General features: G+C 68.1%; 22 protein-coding genes and 2 tRNA genes. 5 read left to right on the forward strand and 19 right to left on the reverse strand.

The genetic code is table 11. The features are described 5' to 3' along the window. Window positions 1–2 precede the first annotated feature (2 nt). Window positions 3–1,475 (reverse strand): trigger factor, encoded by a 1,473-nt coding sequence (gene tig / locus V2S05_RS04915; RefSeq protein WP_413634204.1) that lies wholly within the window; start codon window positions 1,473–1,475, stop codon window positions 3–5. 58 nt (window positions 1,476–1,533) lie between these two features. Next, window positions 1,534–1,610: transfer RNA gene (locus V2S05_RS04920), tRNA-Pro, on the reverse strand. Window positions 1,611–1,737: 127 nt separating this feature from the next. On the opposite strand from V2S05_RS04920, the gene V2S05_RS04925 reads away from it, so the two are divergent. Next, window positions 1,738–1,808: transfer RNA gene (locus V2S05_RS04925), tRNA-Gly, on the forward strand. Window positions 1,809–1,965: 157 nt separating this feature from the next. Here the strand turns inward: V2S05_RS04925 and V2S05_RS04930 are convergent. The 12 genes from V2S05_RS04930 to V2S05_RS04985 form a co-directional block, all read right to left on the reverse strand. Continuing rightward, a complete protein-coding gene (locus V2S05_RS04930) occupies window positions 1,966–2,322 on the reverse strand; it encodes an RNA polymerase-binding protein RbpA (protein WP_413634206.1) in 357 nt (118 codons plus the stop codon). After that, the gene (gene secG / locus V2S05_RS04935) at window positions 2,322–2,570 is read right to left on the reverse strand and encodes a preprotein translocase subunit SecG (protein WP_101186835.1); all 249 of its coding nucleotides are present in this window, start codon (window positions 2,568–2,570) and stop codon (window positions 2,322–2,324) included. Before secG ends, V2S05_RS04930 begins: the two co-directional genes overlap by 1 nt. A gap of 80 nt (window positions 2,571–2,650) precedes the next feature. Further along, window positions 2,651–3,463 (reverse strand): triose-phosphate isomerase, encoded by an 813-nt coding sequence (tpiA, locus tag V2S05_RS04940; RefSeq protein WP_413634207.1) that lies wholly within the window; start codon window positions 3,461–3,463, stop codon window positions 2,651–2,653. Next, window positions 3,454–4,668: a phosphoglycerate kinase gene (locus V2S05_RS04945; RefSeq protein ID WP_413634208.1), complete on the reverse strand. Its 1,215-nt coding sequence runs from the start codon at window positions 4,666–4,668 to the stop codon at window positions 3,454–3,456. Before V2S05_RS04945 ends, tpiA begins: the two co-directional genes overlap by 10 nt. Before the next feature lie 3 nt (window positions 4,669–4,671). After that, window positions 4,672–5,682: a type I glyceraldehyde-3-phosphate dehydrogenase gene (gene gap / locus V2S05_RS04950; protein ID WP_413634209.1), complete on the reverse strand. Its 1,011-nt coding sequence runs from the start codon at window positions 5,680–5,682 to the stop codon at window positions 4,672–4,674. Window positions 5,683–5,782: 100 nt separating this feature from the next. Further along, window positions 5,783–6,409, reverse strand: a complete 627-nt coding sequence (locus V2S05_RS04955) for a superoxide dismutase (protein ID WP_413634210.1) — start codon at window positions 6,407–6,409, stop codon at window positions 5,783–5,785. Window positions 6,410–6,577: 168 nt separating this feature from the next. Then, a complete protein-coding gene (whiA, locus tag V2S05_RS04960; protein ID WP_271637375.1) occupies window positions 6,578–7,570 on the reverse strand; it encodes a DNA-binding protein WhiA in 993 nt (330 codons plus the stop codon). 119 nt (window positions 7,571–7,689) lie between these two features. Continuing rightward, window positions 7,690–8,562, reverse strand: a complete 873-nt coding sequence (gene rapZ / locus V2S05_RS04965; RefSeq protein WP_271637374.1) for an RNase adapter RapZ — start codon at window positions 8,560–8,562, stop codon at window positions 7,690–7,692. A 26-nt stretch (window positions 8,563–8,588) separates the two neighbouring features. After that, a complete protein-coding gene (uvrC, locus tag V2S05_RS04970) occupies window positions 8,589–10,475 on the reverse strand; it encodes an excinuclease ABC subunit UvrC (protein WP_413634211.1) in 1,887 nt (628 codons plus the stop codon). Beyond that, on the reverse strand, window positions 10,475–13,363 hold the full coding sequence (gene uvrA, locus V2S05_RS04975) for an excinuclease ABC subunit UvrA (protein WP_413634212.1): 2,889 nt from the start codon (window positions 13,361–13,363) through the stop codon (window positions 10,475–10,477). The genes uvrC and uvrA overlap by 1 nt, the downstream gene beginning before the upstream one ends. A 3-nt stretch (window positions 13,364–13,366) precedes the next feature. Continuing rightward, complete coding sequence (locus tag V2S05_RS04980; protein WP_413634214.1) at window positions 13,367–13,693, reverse strand: hypothetical protein; 327 nt, start codon at window positions 13,691–13,693, stop codon at window positions 13,367–13,369. 32 nt (window positions 13,694–13,725) lie between these two features. Beyond that, window positions 13,726–14,169 (reverse strand): MarR family winged helix-turn-helix transcriptional regulator, encoded by a 444-nt coding sequence (locus V2S05_RS04985; protein ID WP_413634215.1) that lies wholly within the window; start codon window positions 14,167–14,169, stop codon window positions 13,726–13,728. 41 nt (window positions 14,170–14,210) lie between these two features. On the opposite strand from V2S05_RS04985, the gene V2S05_RS04990 reads away from it, so the two are divergent. Next, window positions 14,211–14,453 carry a hypothetical protein gene (locus tag V2S05_RS04990; protein WP_413634217.1) on the forward strand — a complete coding sequence of 81 codons (243 nt, stop codon included), beginning with the start codon at window positions 14,211–14,213 and terminating at the stop codon, window positions 14,451–14,453. A 27-nt stretch (window positions 14,454–14,480) separates the two neighbouring features. On the opposite strand, the gene uvrB is transcribed toward V2S05_RS04990, so the two are convergent. From uvrB to rpsA, 3 genes are all read right to left on the reverse strand, one after another. After that, window positions 14,481–16,550 (reverse strand): excinuclease ABC subunit UvrB, encoded by a 2,070-nt coding sequence (gene uvrB / locus V2S05_RS04995; protein ID WP_413634218.1) that lies wholly within the window; start codon window positions 16,548–16,550, stop codon window positions 14,481–14,483. Window positions 16,551–16,614: 64 nt separating this feature from the next. After that, window positions 16,615–17,211, reverse strand: coding sequence for a dephospho-CoA kinase (gene coaE, locus V2S05_RS05000; RefSeq protein WP_413634220.1), 597 nt, complete (start codon window positions 17,209–17,211; stop codon window positions 16,615–16,617). Between the two features lie 92 nt (window positions 17,212–17,303). Further along, complete coding sequence (gene rpsA, locus V2S05_RS05005; protein WP_071643070.1) at window positions 17,304–18,758, reverse strand: 30S ribosomal protein S1; 1,455 nt, start codon at window positions 18,756–18,758, stop codon at window positions 17,304–17,306. A 184-nt stretch (window positions 18,759–18,942) separates the two neighbouring features. On the opposite strand from rpsA, the gene V2S05_RS05010 reads away from it, so the two are divergent. Next, window positions 18,943–19,875: a 5'-3' exonuclease gene (locus V2S05_RS05010; protein ID WP_413634221.1), complete on the forward strand. Its 933-nt coding sequence runs from the start codon at window positions 18,943–18,945 to the stop codon at window positions 19,873–19,875. Window position 19,876: 1 nt separating this feature from the next. On the opposite strand, the gene V2S05_RS05015 is transcribed toward V2S05_RS05010, so the two are convergent. Then, window positions 19,877–20,866: a PHP domain-containing protein gene (locus tag V2S05_RS05015; protein ID WP_413634222.1), complete on the reverse strand. Its 990-nt coding sequence runs from the start codon at window positions 20,864–20,866 to the stop codon at window positions 19,877–19,879. 16 nt (window positions 20,867–20,882) lie between these two features. Further along, a complete protein-coding gene (trpD, locus tag V2S05_RS05020; RefSeq protein WP_271637359.1) occupies window positions 20,883–21,947 on the reverse strand; it encodes an anthranilate phosphoribosyltransferase in 1,065 nt (354 codons plus the stop codon). Window positions 21,948–22,137: 190 nt separating this feature from the next. Between trpD and V2S05_RS05025 the strand changes: the two genes are divergently transcribed. After that, on the forward strand, window positions 22,138–22,794 hold the full coding sequence (locus V2S05_RS05025; protein ID WP_191713428.1) for a heme-copper oxidase subunit III: 657 nt from the start codon (window positions 22,138–22,140) through the stop codon (window positions 22,792–22,794). 20 nt (window positions 22,795–22,814) lie between these two features. Continuing rightward, window positions 22,815–23,648: a c-type cytochrome gene (locus V2S05_RS05030; RefSeq protein ID WP_271637358.1), complete on the forward strand. Its 834-nt coding sequence runs from the start codon at window positions 22,815–22,817 to the stop codon at window positions 23,646–23,648. Window positions 23,649–23,663 lie beyond the last annotated feature (15 nt).

Raw genomic sequence — 23,663 nt, forward strand, 5'->3', positions numbered from 1 at the left:
GATCACTCGGCCTTCTCGGCCTCGTCCTTCTTCGCAGCTGCCTTCTTGGCCGGAGCCTTCTTCGCGGCAGGCTTCTTGGCGGGCTTCTCGGCGTCGTCGTCGGCTGCGGCCTTCTTCTTCGCCGGAGCCTTCTTCTTCGGGGCGGGCTTCTCCTCAGCGGCAGGAGCCTCCTCGGCGTCAGCGGCGTCCTCGTCCTCGGCATCGCCGATGAACTCCGACAGGTCGACCTTCTTGCCGTTGCTGTCGACGATGTTCACCTTGCCGAGGGTCGCGGCGAGGGCCTTGTTGCGGGCGACTTCGCCGACGAGGGCGGGCAGCTGGCCGGCACCCTGCAGCGCCTCGACGAACTCCTGCGGCGCCATGCCGTACTGCGCGGCCGACTGGATGAGGTACTGGCTGAGCTCCTCCTGCGACACCTGGACGTTCGCGTTCTCGGCGATCGTGTCGAGCAGCACCTGCGTGCGGAACTGCTTCTCGCTGGCCTCGGCCACCTCTGCACGGTGCTCGTCGTCCTCGAGGCGGTTCTCGTTCTCGAGGTGCGCGTGCACCTCGTCCTCGATGAGCTGAGCGGGAACGGGGATCTCGACCTGCTCGAGCAGCTTCTCGATGAGCTGGTCGCGGGCGGCGGCGCCCTGGGTGAAGACGCCCTGCTGGGCGACGCGCTCGGCGAGGCTGTCGCGCAGCTCTGCGACGGTGTCGAACTCCGACGCCATCTGAGCGAAGTCGTCGTCGGCCTCGGGCAGCTCGCGCTCCTTGACGGCCTTGAGCGTCACCGAGACCTCGGCCTCCTCGCCGGCGTGGTCGCCGCCCACGAGAGCCGAGCGGAACGTCGTCTCCTCACCGGCGGTGAGCGAGTCCAGCGCCTCGTCGATGCCCTCGAGCAGCTCGCCCGAGCCGATCTCGTACGACACGCCCTCGGCGCGGTCGATCTCGGCGCCGTCGATGGTGGCGACGAGGTCGAGCTCGACGAAGTCACCGGTCGCAGCCGGACGGTCGACGGGGATCAGGGTGCCGAAGCGCGCGCGCAGGTTGTCGAGCTCGGCGTCGATCGCCGCCTCGTCGGCCTCGACGGCATCGACCGTGAGGGTGATGTCCGAGAGCTCGGGGAGCTCGATCTCGGGGCGCACGTCGACCTCGATGTCGACGAGCAGGTCACCCGAGAAGTCCTTCTCGTTCGGCCACTGCGTGATGTCGGCAGCGGGACGGCCGACCATGCGGACGTTGTGCTCGGCGGCAGCCTCCCGGAAGAAGCCGTCGAGGGCCTCGTTCACGGCGTGCTCGATGACGGCGCCGCGGCCGACGCGCTGGTCGATGATCGGAGCCGGGACCTTGCCCTTGCGGAAGCCGGGGATCTGCACGTCCTGGGCGATGTGCTCGTAGGCGTGGGCGATGCTGGGCTTGAGGTCCTCAGGGGTGACCGTGATGGTGAGCTTGACCCGGGTCGGGGACAGCTTCTCGACGGTGCTGTTGGCCATGCTGGTGTGTCTCCTTGTGGTTTCCGCGTTGACGACGCGGTCGTGAAGTCTTCGACCGTGGTCGGGGCGACAGGATTTGAACCTGCGACCTCCCGCTCCCAAAGCGGGCGCTCTACCAAGCTGAGCTACGCCCCGGCTTGAACCCGCACACGGGAACGGCCCTGACGAGTCTAACGGACGGAACACGTCGCTCCGTCCGCTATGCTTTACGAGGTGCTCCGCTCAGCGGGCGCCTGAGAGGGCGAGACACCGCCGGAATTCCGGGGATGTAGCTTAATGGTAAAGCCTTAGTCTTCCAAACTAATGACGCGGGTTCGATTCCCGTCATCCCCTCTGATGAAGAAGGCCCCCACCGCGAGGTGGGGGCCTTCTTCGCATCCATCCGGCACTCTGCTCGCCGGATGCCGGTCTGCCCGCCGGATGCGAAGGTGCTCGCGGGATGCGAAGAACCCCCGAAGCCGATGACTCCAGGGGTTCCGCACGTGGTCTCTCAGTTGCCGCCGCGACGCTCGCGCAGCTGCGTGAGGGCGTCCTCGAGAAGCTGCTTGGCCTCTTCGTCGGTGCGGCGCTCCTTCACGTACGCGAGATGTGTCTTGTACGGTTCGGGCTTGGCGAGCGTCGGCGGGTTCTGCCGGTCGCGCCCCGCGGGCAGCCCGCTCTGCGGATGGTCGATCGTCTCGGGGATCTCCTCCTCGGGCAGCCCTGCCGCGAAGTAGCGGACGGTCTCGTTGCCGAGGCCGTCCCAGTACGACACGGGGATGCGGTCGGCGTGGTAGCCGTGGTCCTGCTCGCCCATGGGACCCGAGCCGACACGTGTGCCGCGGATCGCGTTTCCTCCGGTAGCCATCAGATCACCTGGAACTTCGTGATGAGACCGAGCGCGACGATCGAGATGAACCAGATCAGGGCGAGCACGATCGTGAATCGGTTGAGGTTGCGTTCGGCGAGGCCGGAAGAGCCGACAGCAGCCGACATCCCACCGCCGAACATGTCGGACAGGCCGCCACCGCGACCCTTGTGAAGAAGAATGAGGAGCGTCAGCAGCACACTGGTGATGCCAGTGAGCACCTGCAGAACGAACTCGAGAACCTGCACGAGGAAAGCCTTTCGCCGGGGCCGGAATGCCCGTCTAGCGGTCAATTATAGGACGAGGCGCTCTCGCGCCCCGTCCCGACTCACACGCCGACGTGCTTCTGGAACCGTACGATCGCCGCGAACTCGTCGACGACGAGGCTCGCGCCGCCCACCAGCGCGCCGTCCACATCCGGCTCGCGCATGAAGCTGGCGATGTTGCCCGACTTGACCGATCCCCCGTACAGCACTCGGGTGCGAGCAGCCGCTTCCTCGTCGAGCACCTCAGCGAGCACGCCGCGCAGCGCGGCGCAGACGTCCTGCGCCTGAGCGGGAGTCGCCGCCTGACCCGAGCCGATCGCCCAGACCGGCTCGTACGCCACGACGATGTCCGCCGATGCGGGAACGCCCTCGAGCGCCTTCTCGAGCTGGCCGGCCGGCACGGCGCTGGCGCCGTACTTCTCGAGATCCTCGGCGGTCTCGCCGACGCAGATCACCGGGATGAGGCCGTGCCTCAGCGCGGCCTTGACCTTGGCGTTCACGAGCGAGTCGTCCTCGCGGTGGTATTCGCGGCGCTCGGAGTGACCGATGATCACGTAGCCGACGTTCAGCTTCGACAGGAACGCGCCCGACACCTCGCCGGTGTACGCGCCGGAGTCGTGTGCCGACAGATCCTGGGCGCCCAGGGCGAACGGGATCTTATCGGCGTCGATCAGCGTCTGCACGCTGCGGATGTCGGTGAACGGCGGGAACACCGCCACCTCGACGGAGTCTCCTTCGTGCCCCGCGTCCTTCAGCGTCCAGTGCAGCTTCTGCACGGTCGCGACGGCCTGGAGGTGATCGAGGTTCATCTTCCAGTTGCCCGCGATGAGCGGTGTGCGGCGGTTCTGCGCGCTGGTCACAGGGTTCACTCCCATCCGAGGGCCGTGAGGCCCGGTAGCTTCTTGCCCTCGAGGAACTCGAGGCTGGCGCCTCCGCCCGTCGAGATGTGTCCGAACTGGTCGTCCGAGAATCCGAGCTGACGCACCGCCGCAGCCGAGTCCCCTCCGCCGACCACGCCGAGTCCGTCGACCTCGGTGAGCGCCTGCGCGACGGCCTTCGTCCCCGCCGCGAAGGCCGGGAACTCGAACACGCCCATTGGCCCGTTCCAGAAGACGGTCGAAGACGAGCGCACGGCGTCGGCGAATGCCTTCGCGGTGTCAGGACCGATGTCGAGGCCGATTCCGGATGCCCCGAACGAGCTCTGCTCGATGGCATCCGCCGCGACGGTCTCGTGATCCGCGTCCGCGGCGAATCCGGAGGCGACGACGACGTCGGTGGGCAGCACGAGCTCGACGCCGCGCTCCTTCGCCTCGGCGATGTAGCCGCGGACGGTCTCGAGCTGATCCTTCTCGAGCAGGCTGGAGGCAACGGCGTGGCCTTCGGCCGCGAGGAAGGTGAAGAGCATCCCGCCGCCGATGAGCAGCCGATCGACACGCGGCAGCAGGTGCGAGATCACGCCGAGCTTGTCGCTGACCTTCGACCCGCCGAGCACCACCGTGTACGGACGCTCGGGATTCTCGGTCAGACGATCGAGCACGTCCAGCTCGGCCGCGATCAGCAGTCCCCCGGCGGAGGGCAGCAGCTCGGCCAGGTCGTAGACGCTGGCCTGCTTGCGGTGCACGACGCCGAACCCGTCGGAGACGAGCGCGTCGCCCAGCTCGGCGAGCTGACCGGCGAACGTCGCGCGGGTGGCGTCGTCCTTCGAGGTCTCGCCGGGGTTGAACCGCAGGTTCTCGAGGACGGCGATGCCGCCGTCCTCGAGACCGGCCACGACCTGGTGCGCCGAATCGCCCACGGTGTCCGTCGCGAAGGCGACGGACGCGTCGAGCAGCTCGGACAGTCGCTGCGCGACCGGCTCGAGACTGTACCGGGGGTCGGGAGCGCCGTCAGGGCGCCCCAGATGCGAGCACACGATCACGCGTGCGCCGGCATCGGTGAGGGCCTTGAGCGTGGGCAGCGACGCCCGGACGCGACCGTCGTCGGTGATGACGCCGTCCTTCAGCGGGACGTTCAGATCGCAGCGGACGATGACCCGCTTGCCCGACAGGGAACCCAGTGACTCGAGAGTGCGCAGCGCCATGGCTCAGAGACGCTCGGCGACGTACTCGGTGAGGTCGACGAGACGGTTGGAGTAGCCCCACTCGTTGTCGTACCAGCTCGAGACCTTGACGAGGTTGCCGCTGACGTTGGTCAGCTCCGAGTCGAAGATCGACGAGTGCGGGTTGAGCTGGATGTCGCTCGAGACGATCGGGTCCTCGGTGTACTCCAGGATGCCCTGCAGACGACCCTCGGCTGCCGCCTCACGGTACGCGGCGTTGATCTCGTCTACGGTCAGGCCGTCGCGCTCGGCGATGATGGTGAGGTCGACGATCGAGCCGGTGGGGACGGGCACGCGGTACGACGAGCCGCTGAGCTTGCCGTTGAGCTCGGGAAGCACGAGGCCGATGGCCTTGGCGGCACCGGTCGAGGCGGGGACGATGTTGATCGCCGCTGCGCGGGCACGGCGCAGGTCGCTGTGCGGGCCGTCCTGCAGGTTCTGGTCTGCGGTGTAGGCGTGCGCGGTCATCATGAAGCCGCGCTCGATGCCGAACTTGTCGTTGAAGACCTTGGCGAGCGGCGCCAGGCAGTTGGTGGTGCACGAGGCGTTCGAGATGACGTTCATCGTGGCCGAGTCGTAGGTGTCCTCGTTCACGCCCATGACGAAGGTGCCGTCGACGTCGGTGCCGGGCGCCGAGATGATGACCTTCTTCGCACCGCCGGCGATGTGCTTCGAGGCGTCGGCCGCCTTGGTGAAGCGGCCGGTGGACTCGATGACGATGTCCACGCCGAGCTCGCCCCAGGGCAGAGCCGCCGGGTCGCGCTCCTCGAACACCTTGATGTCCTTGCCGCCGACGGTGATGACGTCGCCCTGGTGGGTGACCTCGACGCCGAGCGGGCCGCCCACCGAGTCGTACTTGAGGAGATGAGCCAGCGCGGCGTTGTCGGTGAGGTCGTTGACCGCGACGATCTCGATGTCAGCGTTCTGTGCGAGCGCCGCACGAAGGAAGTTACGTCCGATACGACCGAAGCCGTTGATACCGATCTTAACAGACACGAAAGTCTCCTGGTTCTTACTCGGGGAAATGCGTAATTCTTACGGAATGCGCGGACAACGGCGTCCTGATGGACCGAACGCCCATCAGGACGCCGGTCTTTTACGACAGTACCAGCAGACCGGAGGTCTTCTCACGCGCGATCTCCAAGCGTGACGCCACGTTCTCCCAGTTCGCGATGTTCCACGCGGCCTTGATGTAGTCGGCCTTCACGTTGAGGTAGTCGAGGTAGAAGGCGTGCTCCCACATGTCGAGCTGGAACAGCGGGATGGTGCCCTGGGCGGTGTTGCCCTGCTGGTCGAACAGCTGCTGGATGATCAGTCGGGCGCCGATCGGATCCCAGCTGAGCACAGCCCAGCCGGAGCCCTGGATGCCGGCGGCGGCTGCGGCGAAGTGCGCCTGGAACTTCTCGAACGAGCCGAAGAACTCGTCGATCGCGGCCTTGAGCTCGCCTTCCGGCTGTCCGCCGCCCTCGGGCGAGAGGTTGGTCCAGAAGATCGAGTGGTTGACGTGACCGCCCAGGTTGAACGCGAGGTCCTTCTCGAGCTTGTTCACATTGGCGAGGTTGCCGCTCTCGCGGGCCTCGGCCAGGCCGTCCAGTGCCGCGTTGGCGCCGGAAACGTATGCGGCGTGGTGCTTGTCATGGTGCAGTTCCATGATCTTGCCGCTGATGTGCGGTTCCAGTGCCGCGAAATCGTAGGGAAGGTCGGGGAGCGTGTAGGTCGCCATGTCGATTTCATCCAATCCGCGCCGCGCCACGGCGCTTGCCGATCCTCTGCGACGCCGAAGTGCCTCGCAGAGCAGACGTTTTTCATCCTACTGACGACAACGCCCCACGCGACCGGATGTTCCGAATGCGCGCTGCGGCGGGCTCGAATCCCGCTCGCCTGCGCGACTTCAGCCGTCGAGACCGGCGGGGACGGCGGCCTCGGTGCCGGGGATGCCCTCCTGCTGAGCGCGCTTGTCGGCCATCGCGAGCAGACGTCGGATGCGGCCGGCGACGGCGTCCTTCGTGAGCGGCGGGTCGGCGTGGTGTCCGAGCTCGTCGAGGCTCGCGTCGCGGTGCGCGAGCCGAAGGCTGCCCGCGGTGCGCAGGTGCTCGGGCACATCGTCACCCAGGATCTCGAGCGCGCGCTCGACGCGGGCGCATGCGGCCACGGCGGCCTGCGCCGACCGACGCAGGTTGGCGTCGTCGAAGTTGACCAGTCGGTTCACTCCGGCGCGCACCTCGCGGCGCTGGCGCATCTCCTCCCAGGCGACCGCCGTGCGGCGGGCGCCCATCGCGGTGAGGATGGCGCGGATCGCCTCGCCCTCGCGCACGACCACGCGCGGCAGGCCGCGCACCTCGCGGGCCTTGGCCGCGACACCGAGGCGATGCGCGGCGCCGACGAGCGCCATGGCGGCCTCGCCGGACGGGCAGGAGATCTCGAGCATGGCCGATCGACCGGGCTCGCTGAGGGAGCCGGATGCCAGGAACGCTCCACGCCAGATACCGGCGAGCTCCTCAGGAGAGCCGGTGGTGAGGCGGTTGGGCAGGCCCCGCACCGGGCGTCGCCGCGCGTCGAGCAGGCCGGTCTGGCGGGCCAGGGTCTCCCCCGCCGCGATCACGCGGACCGCCCAGCGGGCGCCACCGGCGGTGCCGCTCGAGTTCGCCGCGCTGGCCTTGACCTGAGCGATCTCGGGCCGCACTCCGTAGATCTCGGCGAGATCGCGGCTGACGCGACGGGCCAGCAGCTCGGCATCCACCTCGGCCTCAACCGCGACACGACCGGCGATGGAGTGCAGACCTCCCGCGAAACGCAGGATGGTCGTCACCTCAGCCACGCGCACCGTCGGGGGTGCGTTGCGCACGCTGACGAGCTCGGCCTTGACGTCGGTGGTTAGTGCCACGGGACTCCTCACGATCCAGGCGTCGGATCGCGACGCAAGGGACTAGCCTACAAGGCCCGGGGCCGGCGCACCGACCCGATCGGTCGTCTCCGGCGGTCGGATGCCGGCCGGGCGATCGGTCACTCCCGCCCGAGGTCGCGGTGACGCACGTTGATCGCGACGCCGGGCACGTCCGCCAGGCGCCGAGCCAGCTCCTCGCTCATCGCAACAGAGCGGTGCTTGCCGCCGGTGCAGCCGATGGCGACGGTCGAGTGGCTCTTGTTCTCGCGCTGGTACCCCTCCAGCACGGGGCGCAGCGCCGCGGCGTAGGCGTCGAGGAACTGCTCGGAGCCCGGCAGGCCGAGCACGTAGTCGCGCACCGGCTCATCGCGTCCGGTGAAGTCGCGCAGCTCCTCGTTCCAGAACGGGTTCGGGAGGAACCGCATGTCTGCGACCAGGTCGACGTCCGTCGGCAGTCCGTACTTGAACCCGAAGCTCAGGATGGTCAGGCGATGGCGCGCTGCGCCCTCCTCCGAGAACATCTCCGAGACCTGCATGGCGAGCTGGTGGATGTTCAGCGTCGACGTGTCGATGAGCAGGTCGGCCGATTCGCGGATCGTGGCGAGCCGCGAGCGCTCGGTGCGGATGCCGTCGAGCAGGGTGCCGTCGCCCTGAAGCGGATGCGGACGGCGCACCGACTCGAAACGCCGCACGAGGACGTCGTCGGAGGCGTCGAGGTAGAGCACCTTCACCCCGCCGCGGGAGCGCAGCGCCCGGTACACGTCCGGCAGCTCGTCGAACAGACCGCGCCCGCGGACATCGACGACCGCGGCGATCTTCGGAAGGTTGCCGGCGCCCATGTCGGTGAGCTCGAGAAGCGGCCGGAGGATCTGCGGGGGCAGGTTGTCGACGACGTACCAGCCGAGATCCTCGAGAGCGTTCGCCGCCGTGGTGCGACCTGCTCCCGACATCCCGGTGACGATGAGGAACTCGCCCTCTTCTGCGGCCGCCATCCGTTGCTCCCTTCGCTGAGACAAGCCTACCGAGTCGCGGGCGCCTGTCCGCCCGCGAGATGGGCGTGGATGGTGGACGCGAGCACCGGTCCGATGCCCGCCACCTCGCTGATCTGCTCGGGACTCGAGGCGCGCAGCGCCGTGACCGAGCCGAAGTGGGTGAGCAGCGCCTTGATGCGGGCGTCGCCGAGGCCGGGAATCTCCCGCAGCACGGTCTGGATGTCGCGACGACGCCGCTTGCGCTGGTGAGTGATCGCGAAGCGGTGCGCCTCGTCTCGCAGTCGCTGCACCAGGTACAGCGCCTCGCTGGTGCGCGGCAGGATGACCGGGAAGTCGTCGTCCGGCACCCAGATCTCCTCGAGTCGCTTGGCAATGCCGCACAGCGCGATCTCGGTGTGCCCGCTGTCGCGCAGCGCTCTCGCGGCCGCCTGCACCTGGGGCTGTCCGCCGTCGACGACCAGCAGCTGCGGCCGGTAGGCGAAGCGCGGACGCCGTCTGCCCTCCCCCTCGTCCTCCTCGACCTGCTCAGGACTCGCATCCACCCGGGCGAGACGACGCATCAGAACCTGATACATCGAGTCGGTGTCGTCGGTGGTCTCGGCGATGTTGAACGAGCGGTACTGGTCTTTGCGCGGCAGACCGTCTTCGAAGACGACCATGGATGCCACGACGTTCGTGCCGCCGAGGTGGGAGATGTCGAAGCACTCGATGCGCAACGGCGCCTCGTCCATGCCCAGAGCCTCCTGCAGGTCGGTCAGAGCCTGCGTGCGCGCGACGTAGTCGCTGGTTCGGCGCGTCTTGTGCCGCAGCAGCGTCTGCTGGGCGTTGAGCGTGGCGGTGCGCATGAGGTCGGCGCGCTGCCCGCGCTGGGCGACGGAGATCTCGACCCGGCGCCCGCGGCGGTCGCGCAGCCACTCCTCGAGCTCTGCCGCGTCGTCGGGCAGCGTGGGCACGAGCACGCGACGCGGGATGTCGGACGAGTCGCCGTAGACGCGCTGCAGGATCTGGTCGACGAGCTCTCCGCGGCTGATGTCGAGCTCTTTGTCGACGGTGAGCGATCGCACGCCGCGCACGCGGCCGCCGCGGATCACGAAGTGATGCACCGCCGCCGACAGCTCGTCCTCGGCGACGCCGAACAGGTCGGCGTCCTCGTCAGACGGCAGCACGAGCGCGCTCTTGCCGAGCACGGCGTCGATCGCCGTGAGCTTGTCACGGAACCGCGCAGCGGCCTCGTAGTCCATCGCGGCCGATGCCGCCTGCATGCGCTTGGTGAGGTCGCGGGTGAAGCGCTCATCACCGCCGGCCATGAAGGCGACGAAGTCATCGACCATCGCGCGGTGCTCTTCGATCGTGACCTTCATCGAGCACGGGCCGCCGCACTTGCCGATCTGCCCGGGGAAGCACGGTCTTCCCGTCTGCATGGCACGTCGGTAGCTGGAGTCGCTGCACGTGCGGATGGGGAACGCCCTGACCATCAGGTCGATCGTCTCGTGCACCGCCCAGACCTTCGGGTAGGGGCCGAAGTACCGGGCACCGGGGATGCGCCGGTTGCGTGTCACCATGACCCGCGGCGCCTCGTCCGCGAGGGTGATCGCCATGAACGGATAGGACTTGTCGTCGCGATAGCGCACGTTGAACGGCGGATCGAACTCCTTGATCCACATGTACTCGAGCTGCAGCGAGTCCACGTCGGTCGCGACGACGGTCCATTCCACCGAGGACGCGGTCGTGACCATCCGTCGCGTGCGCTCGTGCAGGGTGCGCAGCGGAGCGAAGTAGTTCGACAGGCGCTGGCGGAGATTCTTCGCCTTGCCCACGTACAGCACCCGGCCGTCGGCGTCGCGGAAGCGATAGACACCGGGATCGGTGGGGATCTCCCCCGCGCGCGGCTTGTACGGGAGGACGTCCGCCATCAGCCGGCCTTGCGTGAGTCGCGCTCCTGCCCGAGGACCTCGGCGAGGAACGCGCCCGTGTGGCTCTCCGCCACCTCGGCGATCCGCTCCGGAGTGCCCGTCGCGAGGATCTGCCCGCCGCCCGATCCGCCTTCGGGACCGAGATCGATCACCCAGTCGGCCGACTTGATGACGTCGAGGTTGTGCTCGATGACGATGACGGTGTTGCCCTTGTCGACGAGTCCGTTGAGCACCTCGAGCAGCTTTCGCACATCCTCGAAGTGCAGACCGGTGGTCGGCTCGTCGAGCACGTAGATGCTGCGTCCGTTGCTGCGGCGCTGGAGCTCGGTGGCGAGCTTGACGCGCTGTGCCTCACCGCCCGAGAGCGTCGTCGCGGCCTGGCCCAGTCGCACGTAGCCCAGCCCGACGTCGACGAGCGTCTTCATGTAGCGGTGGATCGCCTGGATCGGTTCGAAGAACTCCGCCGCCTCGGCGATGGGCATCTCGAGCACCTCGGCGATGTTCTTGCCCTTGTAGTGCACGGCGAGCGTGTCGCGGTTGTACCGCTTGCCGTGGCAGACCTCGCAGTCGACGTACACGTCGGGCAGGAAGTTCATCTCGATCTTGATCGTGCCGTCGCCCGAGCACGCGTCGCACCGGCCGCCCTTGACGTTGAAGCTGAAGCGGCCGGGCTGATACCCGCGCACCTTCGCCTCGGGCGTCTCGCTGAACAGGGTGCGGATGCGGTCGAACACACCCGTGTAGGTTGCGGGATTCGACCGGGGCGTGCGCCCGATCGGCGCCTGATCCACGTGCACGACCTTGTCGAGGTTGTCGAGGCCCGTCACCCTCGTGTGCTTGCCAGGCACCGTGCGGGCGCCGTTGAGGCGGCCCGCGAGCACCTGGTAGAGGATGTCGTTGACCAGCGACGACTTGCCCGATCCGCTCACGCCGGTGACGGCGGTGAGCACACCCAGCGGGAAGTCGGCGGTGACGTTCTTGAGGTTGTTCGCCTTGGCGCCCACGACGCTCAGCATCCGCTTCCGGTCGATCTTGCGGCGCTCGTCTGGCACGGCGATCTCGCGGCGGCCGGCGAGATAGTCGCCGGTCATCGATCCGGTCTCGGCCAGCAGCGCCGAGTAGGGCCCGGAGTGCACGACCTCGCCGCCGCCGACGCCGGCGCCGGGCCCGATGTCGACCACCCAGTCGGCGGCCTCGATGGTCTCCTCGTCGTGCTCGACCACGATCAGGGTGTTGCCGAGATCGCGCAGACGCACCAGAGTCTCGATGAGGCGGCGGTTGTCGCGCTGGTGCAGCCCGATCGATGGCTCGTCCAGCACGTAGAGAACGCCCGTCAGACCGGAGCCGATCTGGGTCGCGAGCCGGATGCGCTGCGCTTCCCCTCCGGAGAGCGAGCCGGCCGAGCGACCGAGGTTCAGGTACGACAGGCCCACTTGCAGCAGGAACTCGAGGCGCAGTCGGATCTCACGCAGCACCTGCGCGGCGATCTTCGCCTCACGCTCGGTGAGCTCGAGGTCGTGCATGAAGGTGCTCGCGTCGGCGAGACTGAGGTTAGAGACCTCCGCGATCGAGTGACCGTGCACCTTGACGGCGAGCACCTCGGGCTTGAGACGGGCGCCGTCGCACACCGGGCACGGCACTTCGCGCAGGTACTCCCCCCAGCGGCTGCGCTGCGTGTCGGACTCGGCCTGCAGGTACTGCCGTTCGATGTACGGCACCACTCCCTCGAAACCCGAGGTGTAGCGCATCTCGCGCCCGTAGCGGTTCTTCCACTTGACGCTGACCTTGTAGTTGTCACCGCGCAGCACCGCTTCGCGCACGTCGGAGTGCAGCTGGTTCCAGGGCGTGTCGAGCGAGAAGTCGAGGTCGCGCGCCAGACCCTCGAGCAGGCGCTCGTAGTACTGGAACAGGCCCTTGCCCTGAGTGGTCCACGGCAGGATGACGCCCTCGCGGATCGAGAGGTCCTCGTCGCCCAGCATGAGGTCGACGTCGACCGACATCCGCGTGCCGAGGCCGGCGCACGCGGGGCACGCGCCGAACGGCGCGTTGAACGAGAACGTGCGCGGCTCGATCTCGGTCAGCGCGATCGGGTGGCCGTTCGGGCAGGCGAGCTTCTCGGAGAACGACTGCCAGGCGGCGTCGCCCTCCTCGTCGACGAAGTTCACCTGCATGATGCCGCCGGCCAGGCCCAGCGCGGTCTCGACCGAGTCGGTGACGCGGCTGAGGATGTCGTCGGATGCCACGAGCCGGTCGACCACGACGGCGATGTCGTGCTTGTAGCTCTTCTTCAGCGTCGGCGGCTCGGCGAGCTGCACCAGCTCTCCGTCGACGATCGCGCGCGAGTAGCCCTTCGCACCGAGCTCCTTGAAGAGGTCGACGAACTCGCCCTTCTTCTGCGTCACGACCGGCGCCACGATCTGGTAGCGGGTGCGCTCGGGCAGCTCGACGAGCTGATCGGCGATCTGCTGCACCGTCTGACGCTGGATCCGCTCGCCGCACTCCGGACAGTGCGGGACGCCGATTCGCGCCCACAGGAGGCGCATGTAGTCGTGGATCTCGGTGATGGTGCCCACCGTCGACCGCGGGTTGCGGTTGGTCGACTTCTGGTCGATGGAGACGGCGGGGCTGAGTCCCTCGATGAAGTCGACGTCGGGACGATCGACTTGACCGAGGAACTGGCGCGCGTACGCGCTGAGCGATTCGACGTAGCGTCGCTGCCCCTCGGCGAAGATCGTGTCGAACGCGAGGCTGGACTTGCCCGAGCCGGAGAGCCCGGTGAAGACGACCAGCGAGTCGCGCGGGATGTCGATGTCGACGTTCTTCAGATTGTGGACGCGGGCACCGCGGACACTGAGTTTTGCGGGGGAGGCGACAGGAACGATGGGCACCGTTCAAGTGTAGAAGCGGCCACCGACACCGGGCTCCGCATCAGCCGAGGGCGAACGGCCGGCCGCCGCGGAGAACGCGATGAGGCGGCTGGTCGGCGCGTGCACCCCATCGTCCCGGGCTGGTTCGACGGCCGCCTCCACTGCCGCGCCCGCCGGTTCGGGAAGCGCACGCGATCGATCGCGCAGCGCAGCGTAGACCGCTCGGGCCACGCGCACGAGGATGAGGACGAGCATGCCCACCATGAAGACGAGCAGCGCGATGCCCAGGATGATGATGACCGGGTTCGGCTCCACATGCTCGGTCGGTGGCGGTGACGGAGCGGTGGTCATCGTCTGCGGGTGCGGGCGCGAGCGGGTAACGCTCACCGATCCGGGGCGGCCCGGCCCGCGAACGGCTTCAGCGCATCGCGCAGCGACGCGACCTCGTCGATGCCGGTGCCCACGGCTGCCATGACGGCCCGCGGCACGTCGACGGCCCGCTCTCGGAGAGCGCGACCGGCCTCGGTGAGGGTGATGTCGAGACGACGCTCGTCTGCGGCGCTGCGGGCCCGCTCGACCAGGCCGTCCTTCTCCAGCCGTCTGACCAGGGGCGAGGCGCTGGCCGGCTCCAGCGCGAGCTCGGCCGAGAGATCGGTCAGCGAACGCGGCGAGCGCTCCCACAGCGCGAGCATCACGAGGTACTGCGGGTGCGTCAGGCCCAGCGGCTCGAGGATCGGCCGATAGACGGCCACGACGTTGCGCGCGGCGGTGACCATGGCGAAGCAGAGTTGATTCTCGAGCCGCAGCAGCTCATCGTCGGTCGTCATGCCCCGATTCTATGTGCACAGATGTTGAGTACACTAAAGATATGGCCGACAACCCCGCCCACGTTCCGCTGCGCACCCGGATCCGGGAGGCGGGCGGCCTGTACGCCTGGTTCAACACGAACCTGATCCGCATCGCCGGACCGGCTTCGGTGGGACCGTACGAGCCGACTCTTCCCCCGAGCGCCGCAGAGCGCGCCGAGCGCGCATGCCCGCTGTGCGGAGCGCCGATGAATCAGCACAGCATCGATCGCAGCGGACCGAAGCCGCTGATGCACTGCCCCTGACGCCGCTCGTCCGCCGCTGCCCCGGGTTCAGGCGTGCCCGGCCCGCTCCATCGCGCGCAGTTCCTTCTTGAGGTCCTGCACCTCGTCGCGAAGGCGCGCGGCCAGCTCGAACTTGAGCTCGCTGGCGGCGGCGAGCATCTGATCCGACAGATCGGCGATCGTCGCCTCGAGCTGCGCGGCGCCCTCGGCGGCGATGCCCGTTCGGCGCAGGTTCGGGGTCGGCGATTTGCCCTTGCCGCTCTTGTTGCGCGCCGAGCGCATGTCGGCCGTGTCGGCCGCCTCGCGAGCGAGCACCTCGGTGATGTCGGCGATCCGCTTGCGCAGCGGCTGCGGGTCGATGCCGTGCTCCTTGTTGTACGCGATCTGCTTCTCACGGCGGCGCTCGGTCTCCTCGATGGCCTTGGCCATCGAGTCGGTCATGTTGTCGGCGTACATGTGCACCTCGCCCGAGACGTTGCGCGCGGCGCGGCCGATCGTCTGGATGAGCGATGTCCCCGAGCGCAGGAAGCCCTCCTTGTCGGCGTCGAGGATGGCGACCAGAGACACCTCGGGCAGATCGAGCCCCTCTCGCAGCAGGTTGATGCCGACGAGCACGTCGTAGACTCCGGCGCGCAGCTCGCTGAGCAGCTCGACGCGTCGCAGCGTGTCGACGTCGGAGTGCAGGTATCGCACGCGCACGCCGTGCTCGCCGAGGAAGTCCGTGAGCTCTTCCGCCATCTTCTTCGTCAGCGTCGTGACCAGCACGCGCTCGTCGCGCTCGACTCGCAGACGGATCTCCTCGAGGAGATCGTCGATCTGACCCTTCGACGGCTTCACGATGATCTCGGGATCGACGAGGCCGGTCGGACGGATGATCTGCTCGACCACGCCGTCGGCGATGCCCATCTCGTATTTGCCTGGCGTCGCCGAGAGATACACCGTCTGACCGATCCGGTTCTTGAACTCGTCCCAGCGCAGCGGACGGTTGTCCATCGCGCTGGGCAGGCGGAAGCCGTGCTCGACGAGCGTGCGCTTGCGCGATGCGTCACCCTCGTACATCGCGCCGATCTGCGGCACGGTCACGTGCGACTCGTCGATGACGAGCAGGAAGTCGTCGGGGAAGAAGTCGAGCAGGGTGTGCGGCGGTTCGCCCGGCATGCGGCCGTCCATGTGCCGCGAGTAGTTCTCGATGCCCGAGCAGAAGCCGAGCTGCTGCAGCATCTCGATGTCGAAGGTCGTGCGCATGCGCAGCCGCTGCGCCTCGAGCAGCTTGCCCTGACGCTCGAGCTCCGCCAGCCGCTCCTCGAGTTCGTGCTCGATCGTGCCGATCGCGCGCTGCACGACATCCGTGCCCGCGACATAGTGCGACGCGGGGAAGATCGGCACGGAGTCGAGTCTGGCGATGACCTCGCCTGTGAGCGGATGCAGCGAGTACAGCGCCTCGATCTCATCACCGAACAGCTCGATGCGGATCGCGTGCTCTTCGTATACCGGGATGATCTCGATCGTGTCACCGCGCACACGGAAGTTGCCGCGCGAGAAGTCGACGTCGTTGCGGTTGTACTGCATCGCGATGAACTGACGGATCAGCGCGTCGCGATCGTAGCGCTCCCCCACCTGCAGGGCGACCATGGCGCGCAGGTACTCCTCGGGAGCCCCCAGACCGTAGATGCACGACACCGTCGAGACCACGACCACGTCACGCCTGCTGAGCAGGGAGTTGGTCGTCGAGTGACGCAGCCGCTCGACCTCGGCGTTGACGGACGAGTCCTTCTCGATGAAGGTGTCCGTCTGGGGCACGTACGCCTCGGGCTGGTAGTAGTCGTAGTACGAGACGAAGTACTCGATCGCGTTGTTGGGCATGAGCTCGCGGAACTCGTTCGCGAGCTGCGCTGCCAGCGTCTTGTTGTGCGCCATCACAAGGGTCGGCCGCTGCACCTGCTCGATGAGCCACGCGGTGGTCGCCGACTTGCCGGTTCCCGTGGCGCCGAGCAGCACGACATCCGTCTCGCCGGCGTTGATCCTCGCCGCGAGTTCGGCGATGGCCTGCGGCTGATCGCCGGCCGGCATGTACTCGCTGACGACCTCGAAAGGGCGAACGCTGCGCGTGGGTTGCATCCGTCCAGCCTACGAGCCCCCTCCGACACCGGGCTCGAACGAGGGCCTCAGCAGACGATCAGGCTCACGCGGTGAGCGAACGCCACAGCGCATCGACCTGCTCGAGCGTGTGCTCGACGGTTTCGGACGTGTCGACGACGACGTCGGCGATCGCTCGACGCTCCTCATCCGAGACCTGCGCGCCGATCCGACGCCGAGCATCGTCCTCCGACATGCCGCGCAGCCGCATCATGCGCTGCACGCGCACGTCGGCAGGGGCATCCGCCACCACCACGAGATCCCACGGGTCCTCGACCCGCGCCTCCACGAGCAGCGGCACGTCGTAGACGACCACCGCGGCGGGGTCTGCGGAGAAGGCGGCGTCGAAACGGCGCTGCGACTCGACTCGCACCGCCGGATGCACGATGGCGTTCAGCCGCTGCAGCGCCTCGTCGTCGCCGAAGACCCGGGCGCCGAGCGACGCGCGGTCGAGGGATCCGTCCGCGGCGATCATGTTCTCGCCGAACGCCTCGGCGATCGCCTCGAGCACCGGGCTGCCCGGCTGCTGGACCTCCCGCACGATGGCGTCCGCGTCGATCACTGTCGCGCCGTGCTCGGCGAGACGCGCGGCGATGGTCGACTTGCCCGAGGCGATGCCCCCGGTGAGTGCGATGAGCGGCATCCCCCCATCCTGGCACGCGTCTCGCGCCCCGCTGCGGACGCGAAGCGGGCCGCCACCCGAAGGTGACGGCCCGCATCAGAGGTGATCGGTGATCAGCTGTTGCCACCCGAGAGCTTCTCGCGCAGCGCGGCGAGAGCCTCGTCGTCGGCCAGCGTGCCGGCACCGGTCGAGTCGGTCGAGAACGTCTGAGCGCCGAAGTCGTCGCCCGCGGCGGCCTCGGCCTCGGCGGCCTTGACGACCTGAGCCTTGTGCGCCTCCCAGCGAGCCTGCGCGGCGGCGTACTCCTGCTCCCAGGCCTCGCGCTGAGCGTCGAAGCCTTCCTTCCAGGCACCGGTCTCGGCGTCGAAGCCCTCCGGGTACTTGTACTCGCCGTTCTCGTCGTACTCGGCGAGCATGCCGTACAGAGCCGGGTCGAACTCGGTGCCGTTGGGGTCGACAGACTCGTTGGCCTGCTTCAGCGACAGCGAGATGCGGCGACGCTCGAGGTCGATGTCGATGACCTTGACGAAGACCTCTTCGCCGACCGAGACGACCTGCTCAGCCAGCTCGACGTGCTTGCTGGAGAGCTCCGAGATGTGCACGAGGCCCTCGATGCCGTCTGCGACGCGCACGAACGCACCGAACGGAACGAGCTTGGTGACCTTGCCCGGTGCGATCTGGCCGATCGCGTGGGTGCGGGCGAAGACCTGCCACGGGTCCTCCTGGGTCGCCTTCAGCGACAGCGAGACGCGCTCGCGGTCGAGGTCGACCTCGAGGATCTCGACGGTGACCTCCTGGCCCACCTCGACGACCTCGGAGGCGTGCTCGATGTGCTTCCACGACAGCTCGGAGACGTGCACGAGACCGTCCACGCCGCCCAGGTCGACGAACGCACCGAAGTTGACGATCGACGACACGACACCCTTGCGGACCTGTCCCTTGTGCAGGTTGTTCAGGAACGTGGTGCGCGACTCCGACTGGGTCTGCTCGAGCAGGGCGCGGCGGCTGAGCACCACGTTGTTGCGGTTCTTGTCGAGTTCGAGGATCTTCGCCTCGAGCTCCTGACCGAGGTACGGGGTGAGGTCGCGGACGCGGCGCAGCTCGATGAGCGACGCGGGCAGGAAGCCACGCAGGCCGATGTCGACGATGAGGCCACCCTTGACGACCTCGATGACGGTGCCGGTGACGACCCCGTCGTTCTCCTTGATCTTCTCGACGTCGCCCCAGGCGCGCTCGTACTGGGCGCGCTTCTTGGAGAGGATCAGACGGCCTTCCTTGTCCTCCTTCTGGAGAACGAGGGCCTCGACCTGGTCGCCGACGGCGACGACCTCGTTGGGGTCGACGTCGTGCTTGATGGAGAGCTCGCGCGAGGGGATGACACCCTCGGTCTTGTAGCCGACGTCGAGCAGAACCTCATCGCGGTCGATCTTGACGATCGTGCCTTCGATGATGTCGCCGTCGTTGAAGAACTTCAGGGTCTTCTCGACCGCGGCCAGGAAGTCCTCAGCAGAGCCGATGTCGTTGATCGCGACCTGCTTGGTGGCCGGGGCGGTCGTTGCGCTAGTCATGTAGTGGGTTGTCCTTGTGAATGGATGATCGGGCTTCGACGGCCGGCGCGCACGCCGGGTTGGATCCTCGAAGCGGTTGGATGTTGATTGCGATGCCACGAGGGCAGGCACAGGCCTGCCACGAGTGACGCTTCAGATTATCAGATCCGCCGCCGCGCCGCTCGCCTCCTTCTAAGCTGAAGCCGTGACCGAACGACTGATGCTTCTCGACACCGCCAGCCTGTACTTCCGGGCCTTCTTCGGCGTGCCGGACAAGGTCAAGGCACCCGGCGGGTCGTCGGTGAACGCGACCCGCGGACTGCTCGACATCATCGCCAAGCTCGTGACCCTCTATCAGCCGTCGCAGCTCATCGCCTGCTGGGACGACGACTGGCGTCCGCAGTGGCGGGTCGACCTGATCCCGAGCTACAAGGCGCATCGAGTCGTCGAGGAGGTTGCCGCGGCTCCCGACGTCGAGGAGGTTCCGGATGCCCTGCAGCAGCAGATCCCGCTGATCCGCGAGGCGCTCGGCATCCTCGGCATCCCCGTCATCGGCGCGGCGGAGCACGAGGCCGACGACGTCATCGGCACGCTCGCCACCGGAGCGGCTCTGCCCGTCGACATCGTGACGGGCGACCGCGACCTGTTCCAGCTCGTCGACGACAGCCGCGACGTGCGCGTGATCTACACGGCGCGGGGCATGAGCAACCTGGAGGTCGTCACCGACGAGACCGTCGTCGCCAAGTACGGAGTGCTCCCCTCGCAGTACGCCGACTTCGCCACGCTGCGAGGCGATGCGTCCGACGGCCTCCCCGGCGTGAAGGGCATCGGCGAGAAGACCGCGGCGACGCTGCTGCGCGCACACGGCGACCTGGCGGGCATCCGTGCCGCAGCCGCCGACGGCCTGCTCACCGCGAGCGCGGCGGCGCGGTTCGCCGAGGCCGCGGAGTACCTCGACGTGGCGCCCACCGTCGTGCAGGTCGCGACCGGTCTCGACGTCTCCGCGCCCGGCGTCGCACTGGGCGACCTCGACGAGGCGGCTCGCGATGCGGCCGGCGCTCTGGCGGAGAGATGGAACCTGGGCTCATCGATGTCGAGGGCGCTCAGCGCCCTGACATCCGCCCGAGAAGCCGGCTGATTCAGCCGCGCGCCCAGGCGCGCAGGCGCTCGAGCCCCCACGTCGTGACGATGCGCTCCGCCGGCACCCCTGCCGCCTCGGCGCGCGCGGCACCGTGGTCGAGCAGCGAGAGCTGTCCGGGCGCATGCGCATCGGAGTCGATCGAGAACAGGCATCCCTCGTCGAGCGCGATCGCTATCAGGTCGTCCGGCGGATCCTGACGCTCGGGCCGCGAGTTGATCTCCACCGCCACCCCGTTCTCGGCGCACGCCGCGAACACCGCCCTCGCGTCGAACTGCGAGGGCGGACGCGTGCCCCTCGACCCTTCGACGAGGCGCCCCGTGCAGTGTCCGAGCACGTTGACGCGCGGATCGGCCACCGCGGCCAGCATCCGACGGGTCATCGGGGCGGAATCCATCCGGAGTTTCGAATGGACCGAAGCGACGACGATGTCGAGCTCGTCCAGCAGCTCGGGTGCCTGATCCAGCGCACCGTCCTCGAGGATGTCCACCTCGATGCCGGCGAGCACTGCGAGCCCGTCGCCGGACTGCGCTCGCACCAGCGGGATCTGCTCGCGCAGCCGCTCCGCCGACAGACCGCGCGCGACCTTCAGCCTGGGCGAGTGGTCGGTGATGGCGAGGTACTCGTGGCCGAGCGCGCGTGCGGCCGCAGTCATGGTCTCGATCGGGGTGGTGCCGTCGGACCAATCGGTGTGGCTGTGCAGGTCGCCCTTCAGACGCCCGCGCAGCGCGGAGCGGCGCTCGGGATCGACCTCACCGCGCAGTTCGACGAGGTAGTCGGGCACCCGCCCCTCCTGCGCCTGCCGGATCACCGCGAAAGTCGAATCGCCGATGCCCTTCTGCGCTTTCAGCATGGTGGGGTCGCTCAGCACGTCCGGCGGGAGGGATGCCACCACCGCCGCCGCCTGACGGAACGCCTTCGCGCGATAGCGGGAGGCGCGCTCGCGCTCGAGCAGCGAGGCGATCTCGAGGAGGGCGTCGGCGGCGTCCACGATCCATCCGCTCCGCTCAGGCGGGCAGCGGCTCCCTGGTGACCTGCACCCACTGGTCGAGCTTCGCGGCTGCGCGGCCGTCGTCGATCACTGCGGCGGCGCGCAGGTACGCGTCGCGCAGCCGCTCGACGATGGGAACCTGGGTCAGAGTCGAGTCGTGCGAGAGCTCGTACGAGACGATGCCGGCGGCGGCGTTCAGCAGCACGATGTCGCGCACCGCCCCCTTCTCGCCCCCCAGGATGCGTCGCAGCACCGACGCGTTGTGCTCGGGTGAGCCGCCGACGAGGTCGTCGAGGTCGGCGAGGGGGATGCCGAGGTCGCGCGGGTCGAGGTCGTGCTCGTGGATGTCTCCGCGGGTGACCTCCCAGATGCGGCTGTGCCCCGTGGTGGTGAGCTCGTCGAGTCCGTCGTCGCCGCGGAAGACGAGCGCGGTCGCACCCCGGGTGCGGAACACGCCTGTGATCAGCGGCACGCGGTCGAGCTGTGCGACGCCGACCGCGTTCGCCTCGGCGCGCGCGGGGTTGCACAACGGGCCGAGCATGTTGAACACCGTCGGCACCGCGAGCTCGGACCTCGCGACACCGGCGTGCTTGAACCCGGGGTGGAACGCCGCCGCCCACGCGAACGTGATGCCGGTGCGCTCGAGAGCCGCGGCCACGCGGTCGGGATCGAGCGAGATGTCCAGGCCGAGCGCGGCCAGCACGTCGGACGATCCGGATGACGAGCTCGCCGCACGGTTGCCGTGCTTGACCACCGGGATGCCGGACGCGCCGATGACGATCGCCGCAGTGGTCGAGATGTTCACGGTGCCGATGCGGTCGCCGCCCGTGCCGACGATGTCGAGCACGTCCGAGGAGACCGGAAGCGGGACGGCCGCCTCCAGGATCGCGTCGCGGAAGCCGACGATCTCGTCGATCGTCTCTCCCTTGGCGCGCAGCGCCACGAGGAACCCCGCGAGCTGGGCATCCGTCACCTTGCCGCGCATGACCTGCCGCATCGCCCAGGTCGATTCCCACACGCTGAGATCACGACGATCCAGCAGCGTCGAGAGCAAATCGGGCCAGGTGAGGGTGTCAGCCATGACTGCGATCCTAATCGCGCAGCGGATGATGCCGTTTCGAGATGACGGAGCCCGTCGGACGGATGCCATACCGCGCTGAGCGCGGAAAAGCAGCATATTCGCAGGCTCTTCTTAGGTCTTCCTTAGTCGCAGGACAGCGAGACAGGCCACGTCGGTGCGAGAATCCCCGCGCGGAATCGGCCATAATGGTCTGGTGACCACCTCAGCGACGTATGCCCCGGCGGCAAGAACCATCAAGCGCCCCAATCCGGTCGCTGTCGGCACCATCGTGTGGCTCGGCAGCGAAGTCATGTTCTTCGCGGGACTCTTCGCGATCTACTTCACGCTGCGCAGCACCTCCCCCGAGCTCTGGGCGGACCGCACCGAGCTGCTCAACGTGGTGTACGCCTTCGTCAACACCGTCATCCTGGTGGCGTCGTCGTTCACCTGCCAGATGGGCGTGTTCGCCGCCGAAGACCTGCAGCCCTATCGCATCGACAAGGGCAAGGTGAACGCCTTCGGCCGTCGTCGCCTGTTCGGCTGGGGCATGGTCGAGTGGTTCTGGCTCACCTTCATCCTCGGCGCGATCTTCGTCAGCGGCCAGGTGTGGGAGTACGCGCAGCTCGTCGCCGAGGGCCTTCCGATCACCGCCGACTCGTACGCCTCGGCGTTCTACATCACGACCGGCTTCCACGCTCTGCACGTCACCGGCGGTCTCATCGCCTTCGTGCTGGTCATCGGCCGCGCATACGCGGTCAAGAACTTCGGCCACAAGGAGGCGACCTCCTCGATCGTCGTGTCGTACTACTGGCACTTCGTCGACGTCGTCTGGGTCGCCCTGTTCGCCGTCATCTACTTCCTGAAATAAGAGCGGAGCGATTTCCCGAAATGGCACGAGTGAAGAAGCACCGCTCCCGCGGTCGCCGCAGTCCCCTCGCCGCTGCCGCGCTGATCGGCGCCGGCCTGCTGCTCACCGGCGGCGTGTACGCCGGTGCGTCCGCTGCTATGGCATCCACCGCTGACACGCAGACCAGTGCTGCGGCAGAGCTGACCGTCGAGGACGGCCAGAAGCTGTTCACCGCGAACTGCGCGACCTGCCACGGCATCGACATGCAGGGCACGAGCGAAGGACCGAGCCTCATCGGCGTCGGCGAGCTGTCCGTCGAGTTCCAGGTGGCGACCGGCCGCATGCCGCTGCAGATGCAGGGCCCGCAGGCGCCGCAGAAGCCCGTGCAGTTCACCGACGCGCAGATTCGCGCGATGGCCGCCTACGTGCAGAGTGTCGCTCCCGGCCCGAGCTACCCCGACAAGTGGGTGACCGCAGGCGAGGAGAACCCCGACAACGCGAGCGACGAGGTCGACATCGCAAACGGCGCGGAGCTGTTCCGCATCAACTGCGCGATGTGCCACAACGTCGCCGCCGCCGGTGGCGCTCTGACGGAGGGCAAGTACGCCCCCGCGCTGACCTCCACCAGCCCGCTGCACATCTACGCGGCCATGGTCACGGGCCCGCAGAACATGCCGGTCTTCGGCGACATGAACCTGAGCACCGAGGACAAGCGCGACATCATCGCCGCCCTCGTCTACCAGCAGGAGGCCGTGCAGATCGGCGGCTTCACGCTCGGATCGCTCGGTCCCGTGTCGGAGGGCCTGTTCATCTGGATCTTCGGAATCGGCGCGCTGGTCGCCCTCACCGTGTGGATCACGGCGAAGTCCAACTGACGCACTTTCATCGAA

Origin of the sequence: Microbacterium sp. OR16 (genome assembly GCF_047306725.1) — a bacterium.
GTDB lineage: Bacteria > Actinomycetota > Actinomycetes > Actinomycetales > Microbacteriaceae > Microbacterium.